11 protein-coding genes are annotated in these 11,445 nt (G+C 47.9%); 9 read left to right on the forward strand and 2 right to left on the reverse strand.

Features of this window, described 5'->3' with window-relative positions; genetic code table 11:
• Positions 1–66 precede the first annotated feature (66 nt).
• Genes HZA49_04585 through HZA49_04595 form a run of 3 tightly spaced genes read left to right on the forward strand, consistent with a single transcriptional unit; the run spans position 67 to position 3,240 of the window.
• Positions 67–1,482 (forward strand): sigma-54-dependent Fis family transcriptional regulator, encoded by a 1,416-nt coding sequence (locus tag HZA49_04585; protein ID MBI5778711.1) that lies wholly within the window; start codon positions 67–69, stop codon positions 1,480–1,482.
• Between the two features lie 2 nt (positions 1,483–1,484).
• On the forward strand, positions 1,485–2,621 hold the full coding sequence (dnaX, locus tag HZA49_04590; protein ID MBI5778712.1) for a DNA polymerase III subunit gamma/tau: 1,137 nt from the start codon (positions 1,485–1,487) through the stop codon (positions 2,619–2,621).
• Positions 2,622–2,631: 10 nt separating this feature from the next.
• Positions 2,632–3,240 carry a hypothetical protein gene (locus HZA49_04595; GenBank protein ID MBI5778713.1) on the forward strand — a complete coding sequence of 203 codons (609 nt, stop codon included), beginning with the start codon at positions 2,632–2,634 and terminating at the stop codon, positions 3,238–3,240.
• Here HZA49_04595 and HZA49_04600 read toward each other — a convergent pair.
• Entirely contained in the window at positions 3,237–3,548 is a 312-nt protein-coding gene (locus HZA49_04600) for a hypothetical protein (GenBank protein MBI5778714.1), read from the reverse strand. The genes HZA49_04595 and HZA49_04600 overlap by 4 nt on opposite strands.
• 78 nt (positions 3,549–3,626) lie before the next feature.
• Here HZA49_04600 and HZA49_04605 point away from each other — a divergent pair, with 78 nt between their 5' ends.
• The 5 genes from HZA49_04605 to HZA49_04625 all read left to right on the forward strand — a co-directional run bounded on the left by HZA49_04605 (position 3,627) and on the right by HZA49_04625 (position 8,876).
• Complete coding sequence (locus tag HZA49_04605; protein MBI5778715.1) at positions 3,627–4,448, forward strand: HEAT repeat domain-containing protein; 822 nt, start codon at positions 3,627–3,629, stop codon at positions 4,446–4,448.
• A gap of 5 nt (positions 4,449–4,453) precedes the next feature.
• Positions 4,454–5,854 (forward strand): UDP-N-acetylmuramate--L-alanine ligase, encoded by a 1,401-nt coding sequence (murC, locus tag HZA49_04610; protein ID MBI5778716.1) that lies wholly within the window; start codon positions 4,454–4,456, stop codon positions 5,852–5,854.
• A gap of 94 nt (positions 5,855–5,948) precedes the next feature.
• Positions 5,949–6,827 (forward strand): UDP-N-acetylmuramate dehydrogenase, encoded by an 879-nt coding sequence (gene murB, locus HZA49_04615; protein ID MBI5778717.1) that lies wholly within the window; start codon positions 5,949–5,951, stop codon positions 6,825–6,827.
• Positions 6,828–6,846: 19 nt separating this feature from the next.
• Positions 6,847–7,827, forward strand: coding sequence for a D-alanine--D-alanine ligase (locus tag HZA49_04620; GenBank protein ID MBI5778718.1), 981 nt, complete (start codon positions 6,847–6,849; stop codon positions 7,825–7,827).
• A gap of 161 nt (positions 7,828–7,988) precedes the next feature.
• The gene (locus HZA49_04625; GenBank protein ID MBI5778719.1) at positions 7,989–8,876 is read left to right on the forward strand and encodes a ParB/RepB/Spo0J family partition protein; all 888 of its coding nucleotides are present in this window, start codon (positions 7,989–7,991) and stop codon (positions 8,874–8,876) included.
• A gap of 661 nt (positions 8,877–9,537) precedes the next feature.
• Here HZA49_04625 and HZA49_04630 read toward each other — a convergent pair.
• The gene (locus HZA49_04630) at positions 9,538–10,809 is read right to left on the reverse strand and encodes an RCC1 repeat- and reductase domain-containing protein (GenBank protein ID MBI5778720.1); all 1,272 of its coding nucleotides are present in this window, start codon (positions 10,807–10,809) and stop codon (positions 9,538–9,540) included.
• A gap of 383 nt (positions 10,810–11,192) precedes the next feature.
• Between HZA49_04630 and HZA49_04635 the strand changes: the two genes are divergently transcribed.
• A complete protein-coding gene (locus tag HZA49_04635) occupies positions 11,193–11,360 on the forward strand; it encodes a PLP-dependent transferase (protein ID MBI5778721.1) in 168 nt (55 codons plus the stop codon).
• The last annotated feature ends 85 nt before the right edge of the window (positions 11,361–11,445 follow it).

The following is an 11,445-nucleotide window of genomic DNA, read 5'->3' on the forward strand; positions in this document are numbered from 1 at the left end:
ATGATTAGCCAATCTCAACAATATTCTCTTGACTTGGCGCGAGATGTTTGATAAATGCTATATTCTATGGAAAACAAAGGCAGAAGACTGGTGGTGGATGATGAAGAAAGCATTTGCACGGTTCTGGCTTCCACCTTAAAAAGGGAGGGCTATGAGGTCGTTACCGCCACCAGCGCCTCGGAAGGCACGGCCCATTTCCGGAACGCATTTTCCAGCCGCCCGTTTGACACGATTCTTCAGGATATCCGGATGCCCGGCATTTCCGGCCTGGATTTAATCAGACAGTTCCAGGAGATAGATCCTTCGGTGATTATCCTGATGATAACGGCGCTGACCGATTTCCAGACCGCGATTGAGGCCATGCGCCGCGGCGCCTATGACTTCATCAAGAAACCGTTTGATAACGAGATTGATATCAAGCCGGCGGTCGAACGGGCGATGCAACTGCGGCGGCTCCACCAGAATCACAAGGAATCGCCCGAGACATTTAATTATTTCAAGATTATCGGGACCACGTCCCAGATGAAAGAAATATATGGCCTGGTGCGCCGGGTGGCCGCTACGGACAGCACGGTTCTGATACAAGGCGAAAGCGGCACGGGCAAGGAGCTGATTGCCCGTTCCATTCATAACCAATCCAGCCGATTTTCGGAATCGTTCCTGAGCGTAAATTGCGGCGCCTTCTCGGAGAATCTCCTGGAGAGCGAACTCTTCGGGCATGTCAAGGGTTCTTTCACCAGCGCCATTGCCGATAAGAAAGGTCTTCTGGAAGTGGCTAATAAAGGCACTTTTTTCCTGGATGAGGTTTCGGAACTCTCGACCGCCTTGCAGGTCAAGCTGCTGCGGGTGATTGAGACCAGGGAATTTATGCCGGTCGGAAGCACGGAGCATAAGCGGGCTGACGCCCGTTTTATTGCCGCCACTAACACCGATTTGCAGGAACAGGTCAAGAACGGTAATTTCCGCGAGGATTTATTCTACCGGCTTAATGTAATTTCCATTATGCTGCCGCCGCTCCGGGAACGCAAAGACGATATCCCGCTGTTGGTCGGTTATTTCCTGGCCAAATACAATAAGCTGATGAAGAAGGATATCAAAGGGCTGGCGGACGATGTGATGGAATCATTGATTGGTTATTCCTGGCCCGGCAATATCAGGGAGCTGGAGAATGTCATCCAGCGCGGCATGGCGCTGACCGAAGGGGCGATGATAACCTCGGCCAACCTTAATCTGATGCCGGTGGCGCGTGGCAAGGCAACACCGGTTGCTGGTAAGGAAAAGCCGGGTTCTGGCGATGCGGTTATGCATGCGCTCTCGGCCGGCGGTGTAAACCTGAGGCAGAAGATAGAGGATATGGAGCGTAATTATATCAAGGCGGCATTGCAGCAGGGAAAATGGAATCAGAGCGTGGCCGCCAGATTATTGGGTTTGAATATCAGGACTTTGCGGTATAAGCTAAAGAAACACAAGTTAGATAAATAATTATGCCTAATTCATATACGGTGATAGCCCGCCGTTACCGGCCGCAGGTTTTTGATGAGGTTATCGGACAGGAATATATTACCACCACCCTGAAAAACGCCCTGACCGAGAATAAAGTGGCGCATGCTTATATCTTTGCCGGCACCCGCGGGGTGGGTAAGACATCGCTGGCCCGGATATTTGCCAAAGCGCTTAACTGCAAGGATGGACCGACCGCCGCGCCCTGCAACAAGTGCGAGTTCTGCAAATCCATCGCCGAGGGTAGTGACCCTGATGTGATAGAGATTGACGCGGCTTCCCAGACCGGCATAGACGATATCCGCCTGCTTCAGGAGAGCATTGGTTATATTCCGCTCCGGGCGAAATACAAACTCTATATTATGGACGAGGCCCATCAATTATCCAAGAATGCCTTTAATGCGCTGCTTAAGACCATTGAAGAACCGCCGCCGCACGTGAAATTTATCTTCGCCACCACCGACCCGAATAAGCTTCCGGATACCATACTTTCCAGGTGCCAGCGCTTTAATTTCCGGCCCATTCCCGGTAAAAAGATATATGAGCAGTTGGCTAAGATTTGCGATACCGAGAAGTTTACCTGCAAACCGGAAATTATCACGGCCATTGCCAAGCTGGCCCATGGCTCTATGCGCGACGCCCAGAGCTTGCTGGACCTGGCCATATCGTCCTACAGCGATAAGGCCACTGTTTCCGACCTGGGGTTTCTTTCCGACGCCGCCTCTTTTGACATGGTATTCAAATTATCAGATGCCATAGCGAAATATAAGCTGGATGAGGTCGTTTCTGTTATTGAAGTGGTATTCAAAGAAGGCAAGGATACTAATGCCTTTATTGAGCAGATGGTGGAACACTTCTGGCATCTCATCCTGATTCAGATATCTTCCGCCCGGATAGACCTTTTGGAAGAAGAGATTATCGAGAATAAAGAACGCCTGAAAGAGCAGGCGAAGGGGTTCAGGGTGGATGCGCTGATTGATTTTATTTCTATTCTCCTGGAAACCAAACGGAACATAAAAGAAACGGTCAATAACCGCCTGCATCTGGAGTTTGTTTGCCTTAAACTGGCCAAGTTGCTTAAGGAGCAGTCAGAAAGGCCGCAGGGCGGAGTTAAGCGGTAATATAGTCGCTATGAATACTAATGACACCTTGCCGCCTTTAGACGAATTTACGCCGGCCCGTCCCGAACCGCCAAGCCGGGAAGGTAATGATGCTTCATTGTTAGATGAGCAGGGTAAAAGGGGGCTTTGGAACCAGATACTGGCGCAGATAAGAATTCTCCATCCGGTCAAGGTCTACCCTTATATCAAAGAGGGGCAGTTCATCAGTGTTGACAACGAGGAAATTGTAATCGGTTTCCCCAAAATTTACAACTTCCACCGGAGCCGGCTGGAAGATGTCAATGTAAAAGAAGAAGTGGAGCGGATAGCCGCAAAGGTGAGTGGCTTGAAGATAAGCGTTGTTTTGGTGACCGTTGGCGGTAACGGCTCTGACGGCGAGATAAGCAGAGAACCGCTTATTCCGATCGGAGAGTCCGCAGAAATAACCGCAAAAACCGCTTCGGTTTCATCAAATCAGGCGGATAAAAAAACTGGTGGTATTTCCGCTAATCCTAAATCTACCAGCTGTCTTGCGGGCGATGATGAAAGGCGATTGAGGGAAAAAGTCCTGCAGGATGAACGGGTCAGAAAGATACTGGAGGTATTTGAGGGTAAGCTGGTCAAGGTTAAGAAATCTTAATGATGGTGGCCGTTAAAATGGAACCCGCATTTCTTATGGGGCATGATCAAATCGCGGTCTTTTATGTCCTTCGGGTTTATCGGGAATGTCTTGCAGACATTGCTGCGCAAATCGTAGATTTTACAATGGAGCGTGCCGTTATCCCCTTTAAGGGCCGGGCATTTGAACATTATGGCGCAACAGGCGCCGCAGCGCCGGCATTCGCCTTCGCGGACGGACAGGGCCACTCTGGTTTTATTGGGCCTTAAATAGACCAGGAACATCCGCCTGATTTTTCCCCAGGCCAGAACTATTTGCTTCTTCGGCATCGCCTTACTTTATAAGTGTGACATAAAAAAGCAAGAAAACTTGATATTATTTATGAGAAATGTTAAGGTTATAACTACATGAAGAAACTATTGATTGTTCTGGGTTTTGTATTCATTTTCAGCGTGATGGCTCACGCAGAGGATGGTTTGCCTGATTTGATCTGGATTCTGACCAGTCATAAGGACCCGGAGATGCGTGCGGATGCCGCCACCATACTCGGAAGCAGCAAGGGCAAGTCTGCTGTAAAACCCCTGATAGATGCGCTGGCTGATGAGAGCGAGAGCGTTCGGGTTGCTGCGCATAAGTCGCTGGTGAAAATCACCAAGCAGGACCTGCCGCTGGAAGCCGACAAATGGCTTGAATGGTGGGATAAATCAGGCAGCCATATCTACGAGAATATCGTCGCCGGAAGCCAGGAAATGGTGAAACTCAAGTCATATCTCAACGTGGCTTTTATTGTCATGATTTTGGAGCTGGTTTTCATCATTCTTTTTATCATCGTCTTCAGCTTTATGGGCGGGGCCAAGATAAAGGAGATGAAGGAAATCAACCGACGGGCTGAGAGTTACATTGCCGATGCGGACGGCGTTTCCCGGCGGTTTGAACAGCTCATCGAGGATACCGAACGCCGGCGGAATGAAATGAACCTGTATTTCGACAAACTCCGCAACGATATCACTCTTTTCGTTGGCAAGCTTAGGGAAGACAATCAGAGCGAGATTGAACGTTTTGCCGACCTGATTAACCAGAATCTTGAGCACTCGCTGCGCGAAGCCAGCCGGACCCTCAGGGAAAAATCCGAGGCGGAATTACGACAGACCCTGACCCTGCTCAAAGATGATTTGGGGAATTTGGTCCGGAAAACCGTAGCTGAGCAATTAAAGCAGAATAAGGTCTAATTCTAATGACGAACCTGCCGCCACCCAAAAGCCATATTCACCTGATTGGCATCGGCGGGACGGGTTTGAGCAGTATCGCTTATTACCTGTCATCCAGAGGTTATAAAATTACCGGCTCAGAACTCCAGCATAATCCGGCGACCGATTGGCTCAAAAGTAAAGGCATCAAGGTGTTATCAAGCCATCAGGCATCAAATATCTCCGGTGATACCAAACTCGTTGTCAAATCTGCTGCGGTCAAAGATAATAATCCTGAGATTAAAGAGGCGGCGCGCCTGAAGATACCGGTTATCAAATATGCCCAGGCGCTCGGGCTCCTGATGGCTGAGAAGACCGGCATTGCCGTCAGTGGCACGCACGGCAAGACCACCACCACCTCGTTAATCTCGTATCTGTTGGCTAAAGCAAAGCTTAGCCCCTCATTTATGGTGGGCGGGGTGCTCCGTGACTTTGAGAGCGGGTCTGTCTTTGGCAAGGGCCGGCACTTTGTGGCTGAGGCCTGTGAATACGACCGCTCGTTCCATCACCTGCCGGCTAAAATCAAGGTTATTAATAATATTGAGCCGGACCACATGGATTATTACAAGACCTGGGCGAAACTGGTGGAATCGTTCCGGCAATTCATCGCCACCACGCCTCGAGACGGATTTGTTATTGCCAATATGGCTAACCCCGGGGTGAGAGAATGTCTTCGTATGAAGATAGATGCCTCTGTTATAGCATTCGGCGACAAGCCATTCCATAGCCCGAAGGGCGTAGGATGGTATCCCAAGAATATCCGGGTTGTCAATGATAGGTGGCACTTTGAGGCCTGGCATAATGGCCTAAAATATGGCGACTTCATTAATTCTCTGCCGGGTGAACATAATATCCTTAATGCCATAGTGGCTATAATTGTGGCTGATATTCTTAAGGTGAATAAAAATGTTATTCGTAAGGCGTTGGCCGGATTCAAGGGCGTGCACCGCAGGTTTGAGATAGTCGGCCGGGTCAAAGGCCGGCTGGTGATTGACGATTATGGCCATCATCCGACCGAACTGAAAACCGTGGTTGACACGGCCCGGGAATTATTTCCGGAGCGCCGGAGATGGCTCATCTTCCAGCCGCATCTTTACAGCCGGACCAAGCTATTCCTCAATGACTTTGCCAGGGTATTATCCGGGGGTGAAATCGTGCTGATACCGCCTATTTATGCGGCCCGGGATGTCACGCCGGCCCAGCGGGTCACCTCTTCTGAAGAATTGGTTAAGCGGGTTATCCATTACGGCGGTCGCGCTAAGTATCTGCCGGATTTCTCCAGCACCGTAAAATATCTCAAGGAAAATACCATTCCAAACGATTTAATTATCACGGTCGGGGCGGGGGATGTTTGGGAGATAGGTCGGGAATTTATCAAGAGTATTTAACAAAATGAATAGCGAGATTGCTTCGGAACTCCGTTCCTCGCAATGACGTCATTGCGAGCGAGTCCGCAGGGCGAGCGTGGCAATCTTATTTAATATGAAACTAAATCTGCAAAAAATATTCGCTCCATATAAGGATATTGTCCGCTATAATGAGCCGATGTCTAAACACACCTCATTCCATATCGGCGGCCGAGCCGAGGTGTTTATTACGCCCAAGAATCTGTCTCAACTGAGCCAGATTTACAGATTATGCTGTCAGAAAAGGATTCCGATACATATCCTTGGTAGAGGGACCAACCTTTTAGTTAATGATAGGGGAGTTAAAGGCGTTGTCCTGAAACCGGACTGGATGAACCTCGAACGAAAGGGAACTAAGATAACCGTATCTCCGGACTATCCATTAGCTCGGCTGGTGCAGAAGAGCGCTAAAATGGGTTTGAGCGGATTAGAACCCTTAGTTGGCATTCCCGGCTCAGTCGCAGGGGCAGTGGTGATGAATGCCGGCGGTAAATACGGTCAGATGGCCGATATTGTAAAATCAGTCAAGGTCATTGCTAAAGACGGCCGGATTAAAACCGTCAATAGAATTAGATTTGCTTATCGTTGGTCTAACCTTAAGGGAAGATTAATTGCTGAGGTGACGTTGCAACTTAAAACCGTAAACTCCGCAATGATTCGTAGCCGTATCAGGGCTATACTAAATGAGAAGCGGCAGACTCAGCCGCTGGCTGATTGGAGCGCGGGTTGCGTATTTACTAATCCCAATAATTATAGCGCCGGGGCATTGATAGACCGAGCTGGATTAAAGGGATTGAGTATCGGCGGCGCTAAAATATCTGCCAAGCACGCTAATTTTATTGTCAATACCGGCAAGGCAAAAGCCGAAGATGTCGTTAAACTAATTAATATTATCAAAAGAACGGTTCATAAGAAGGTCGGGGTTAACCTTGAATTAGAAATAGAAAGATGGTAAGGCGCGTATGAAACCACAGATGAACACAGATAAACCCAGATTGTTATTATTCCGACAGAAGAAATTAAGAATCGGCGTCCTATTGGGCGGATTCTCATCCGAGCGAAAGGTATCGCTCAAATCCGGCCGGGCTGTGGTCAAGGCATTAAAGGGTTTAGGACATCCGGTTAAGGTCATAGACGTCCGGAGCCCAAATATCATTAAGTCACTCAAAGACATCGATTTTGCCTTTATCGTCCTGCACGGTAAATTCGGCGAGGATGGCACGCTCCAGCGCATCCTGGAAAAACAACATATTCCTTATACCGGCCCAAGGCCAAAGGCATCCCAGGCCGCCTTTGATAAGGCCATTACCAAGAAGATATTGACTCGGCATAAGATTCCCACGGCCCCGTATTGCATAATGCGGAATGCGGAGTGCGGAATGCGAAATTATAATTCCGAATTCCGAATTCCGAATTCCTCATTTCTTGGCTATCCTCTTGTAGTGAAGCCCTGCCGCGAGGGTTCAAGTGTGGGTATCTCTATTGCCCACAATGATAGAGAACTTAAAGCCGGTCTGAAAGAGGCGGCAAAATACGACTCGACAATTATCTTGGAGCAATTCATCAAGGGGCGGGAGGTGACGGTCGGAATCCTAGGCCAGACGCCTCTGCCTTTGGTTGAGGTCAGGCCCAAACAGGGATTCTACTCATTCAAGGCCAAGTATCAGGACAAGACGACTGAATATATCGTCAAGCCGCGATTCCCGGCAAAGGTAGTCCGGAAAATCCAGCAGACCGCATTAAGGGCATATCGGGCATTGGGCTGTTCCGGGCTTTCCAGGGTTGACCTGATATATTCAAAGGAAAAGGGTCCGTTTGTCCTGGAGATAAACACCATACCTGGAATGACCGAGCGGAGTTTGTTACCCAAGGCCGCCCGGGCCGTCGGCATTGAATTTCCCCAACTCTGCGAGCGGATAGTTGAACAGACATTAACCACAAAGGGCACAAAGTGAATATTGTCACCCTGAACCGATTCGCTCTTCGCCGAATCGCCCTGAGCAGAGCGAAGGGGCTCACGGTAAACTCCGTGAAGGGTCTACTTCCGAAGAGATTCTTCGGTCGCTACGCTCGCTCAGAATGACACCTTTAGGTGTTTTGTGGCTAAAGGTATTTTATGAATAAACCGAATGGGGATTTGAACCACGAAAAAGTAAGCGGCGAGGTAGTGCAAATCCCGCTGGAGAAAATCATCCCCAACCGTTACCAGCCGCGTAAGACCATAGAAAAGGAATCACTACAGGAACTGATTGACTCCATCAGCACGCACGGGGTTCTGCAACCTATAGTTGTAAGACGTGACCCTAAACGGCCGGATACCTATGAAATTATGATGGGCGAGCGGAGGTTCAGGTCTTGCCAGGCGCTTAAATTGCAGACCATCCCGGCCATCATCACCGAGGCGGACGACCAGCGGATGATGGAGTGCGCTCTCGTAGAAAACACCCACCGCAAGGACCTAAACCCCATAGAGCGCGCCCAGGCGTATAAACTACTGGCTGATACATTCAACCTGACCCAGGAAGATGTGGCAAAAAGGGTCGGCGCAGACCGCACTACGGTCAGCCATTTTATCCGCCTGCTTGGCCTGCCGCAGGAAATCCAGGACGATGTCAGCCGCCAACCGCATCTGCTCGGGCACGCCAAGGCCATTTTAGCCCTGCCGGATTCCACCCGGCGTCTGGCCATCTGGAAACGGGTCAGGAACGAAGACCTTTCTGTCCGGCACGTGCGCATCATAGTGGACGCCTATCTGCACCCCAGAGGGATTAGCGTCTCTCCTGGTTCCAGGGCGCCACAGTATCGGGAATTCCATCCGGGAAACGACCCTGAACTCCGTGAGCCCTATGAACGTCTCTTCAAGAAAATGCCGCCTAATGTTGAGGTGCGTATTAACTACGGCCAAGTCGGAGAACAATTCATCTTCGGCTCGGTTTCTGTCAATTGTCACAATAAAGAAGACCTCCTGCGCATCCTGAAGATAATTTCAGGGGGAGGGGTATAGTAACAGGGTGGGGGAGGTGTAGGCCACCCATAGTATGGGTGCTCTACACCCCCCATATAGATACTCTACACCCCGTATATGGATAATCTACACCCGGCGTATGGATAATCTACACCCGGCATATAGATAATCTACACCCGGCATATGGATAATCCACACCCGGCATATGGATAATCTACACCCGGCATATGGGTAATCTACACCCGGCATATGGATAATCTACACCCCGCATATGGACAATCTACACCCCATATATGGATAATCTACACCCGGCATATGGGTAATCTACACCTGGCGTATGGATAATCTATACCTCTACCTGCCAATAGGGTTAGCCGGGAATGTGCTACGTAGCACATTAGAGACAGTTAGCCCGTAAGGGCGTTACTGTCTCTTATCCCGAGGAACGAGGGCTTTTATGCCTGCCTTATTTTAACTTAAGTATCGTAATTAAATGGGTTGCGGTAAAACCAGCCCGAACGACCATGGTCGTCCGGTCGGGCGGGTATGCCTATTTGGGCTGGGGTATGAGGGGGGTAATATGGTGCTTGGCCAAACTAGAGTTCAAATTAGTGGTCTATCCCGCTTATCCCCCGCTTATCGCCGCTTATATCGCTTATAAAGGAGTTATGCAACTGGTATGCGTCGCAAGAGCATGCTCTTAATGTAATAGATTAATGTTTTTTACTTGAACTGGTGTTAGTTGTTTATTTACCGTGCCATCACCTATCTGGCCTGCATCATTATTGCCCCAAGCCCAAACTGTTCCATCCTTCTTAACAGCAACCGTATGTGCGGCACCCGCACCGATAGCAATCATAGTTTTAAGCTCCTTTACCTGAATCGGGAAAGATTTATCTAATATTGAACCATCTCCTAACTGACCATATAAGTTCCAACCCCATGTCCAAACTGTCCCATCGTTTGTTAGAATAACTGAATGAAAACCACCTGCACAAATTGTAATGACATTTGTAAAATAACTATTATCACTAAAGCCACTTTTTATCTGAACAGGAAAATCCTTGTCATAATAATCCCCGTTACCCAACCTTTTTCCCCAAGCCCAAACTGTTCCATCATTTTTAAGAGCAACCGTATGAGCCGTACCTTCAGCAACAGCAATAACGTTATCAAGATAATATGCTTCTGTTGGGGAAGGGCCATCAGACGGTAGATTCTTTTCGAATGGTCCATAATCAGCACGCTCCCATGCCAAAGACATAAAATATGCTTTTTCTAAAGTAACTGTATGCTCTGCATCTGCAGCAATAGCAATTATATCCTGTAGGTTTTCTGTAAAGTTTTTTACCTGAACAGGAAAAAGACTATTAAGGTCAGAATTACTACCTAATTGAATGGATGTTTTTTTTCCCCACGCCCAGATTGTTCCGTCTTTCTTAAGTGCAGCCGTATGTTTCTTGCATGCGGCGATGGCAACTACATCTTTGAGGTAATCAGCACCTGAGTTGTCTTTCACTTGCACTGGGATATTCCTGCTAGTGAAAGTGCCATCACCTAATTGACCCGTCTCATTATTCCCCCATGTCCAAACTGTCCCATCAGATTTTAGTGCAACCGCATGTGAATCACCAGCAGCAACAGCAACTATGTTTGTTAAATAATTTGTTTTTTCATTTCCTCTGACTTGAACCGGAGTCGTTCGCTGAGTATTGGTACCATCCCCTAATTCACCGTCAAAATTACTTCCCCAAGTCCAAACCGCCCCATCAGATTTCAATGCGACAGTATGTTTATACCCGGCCCTGACCACTGGTGTAACAACAAATGTAAGATTAGATTGTTCCGTAGGTGTAGTTGATGGTGCATTAGATGCACAACAAATAGTACCAAACAAGATGTTAAATAATACTATCACACTGATAATAAAATTTTTTACCGCCCACATAAATGACTTAACTTTTTTATTCATTCCTGAATATTTTCATTAGTGAAAAGTAAAATCACATTACTTCTATCATTTTAATATATTATCTTACCATCCTTACCGAGCCAGGGACGAGTCATATCGAACACGGGGGAGAACACGGGGGACAGACCACATATTTTCTTTCCCTTTATCTATAAGGGTTTCGTGATACACTTTTCTAAAAATAGCCGTTTTGGCGATCAGGATAATCAATACTGGTAAACTCTTGAGGTAGCCGAAATATAGTAAATATTGTATGGGATGTCAAGTGAAATCCGCTGGCCTCTCGTTATATCTTTTTAGTGTAGATTTATTGACTTTTTGCTTCATATCTAACATATTTGTGTGATTCGTGTTCGTATTTCTTATAGAAAGTGCAGTGATTTATGAAGCTCGAGACCAAGGCAATACATTCAGGCAACAAGTCGGATAGCGCGACCGGAGCCATAACCACGCCGATTTACCAGACCTCTACCTTTCAGCAGGAGGCAGAAGTCCTCGTGGGACAGAGAGCTTGTCCAAAAACTAGCTCTATCTTTCTATACAAATCATAGGTTTTTGTTATCATAATGTCAAGAAGTCTGCCTATCGGCAGGCAGGGAGGTGAAAATCATGCCATCTAGACCTTATGACCAGAAT

It is taken from the genome of Planctomycetota bacterium (genome assembly GCA_016235865.1).
Lineage (GTDB): Bacteria > Planctomycetota > MHYJ01 > JACQXL01 > JACQXL01 > JACRIK01.

What these genes read in the sequence shown, in the direction of transcription:
- HZA49_04600 (MBI5778714.1), bottom strand. Translation starts at nt 3,548, where the DNA reads ATGCCGAAGAAGCAAATAGTTCTGGCCTGGGGAAAAATCAGGCGGATG.
- murB (MBI5778717.1), top strand. Translation starts at nt 5,949, where the DNA reads ATGAAACTAAATCTGCAAAAAATATTCGCTCCATATAAGGATATTGTC.
- HZA49_04630 (MBI5778720.1), bottom strand. Translation starts at nt 10,809, where the DNA reads ATGAATAAAAAAGTTAAGTCATTTATGTGGGCGGTAAAAAATTTTATT.
- murC (MBI5778716.1), top strand. Translation starts at nt 4,454, where the DNA reads ATGACGAACCTGCCGCCACCCAAAAGCCATATTCACCTGATTGGCATC.
- HZA49_04625 (MBI5778719.1), top strand. Translation starts at nt 7,989, where the DNA reads ATGAATAAACCGAATGGGGATTTGAACCACGAAAAAGTAAGCGGCGAG.
- HZA49_04595 (MBI5778713.1), top strand. Translation starts at nt 2,632, where the DNA reads ATGAATACTAATGACACCTTGCCGCCTTTAGACGAATTTACGCCGGCC.
- HZA49_04585 (MBI5778711.1), top strand. Translation starts at nt 67, where the DNA reads ATGGAAAACAAAGGCAGAAGACTGGTGGTGGATGATGAAGAAAGCATT.
- HZA49_04635 (MBI5778721.1), top strand. Translation starts at nt 11,193, where the DNA reads ATGAAGCTCGAGACCAAGGCAATACATTCAGGCAACAAGTCGGATAGC.
- HZA49_04605 (MBI5778715.1), top strand. Translation starts at nt 3,627, where the DNA reads ATGAAGAAACTATTGATTGTTCTGGGTTTTGTATTCATTTTCAGCGTG.
- HZA49_04620 (MBI5778718.1), top strand. Translation starts at nt 6,847, where the DNA reads ATGAACACAGATAAACCCAGATTGTTATTATTCCGACAGAAGAAATTA.
- dnaX (MBI5778712.1), top strand. Translation starts at nt 1,485, where the DNA reads ATGCCTAATTCATATACGGTGATAGCCCGCCGTTACCGGCCGCAGGTT.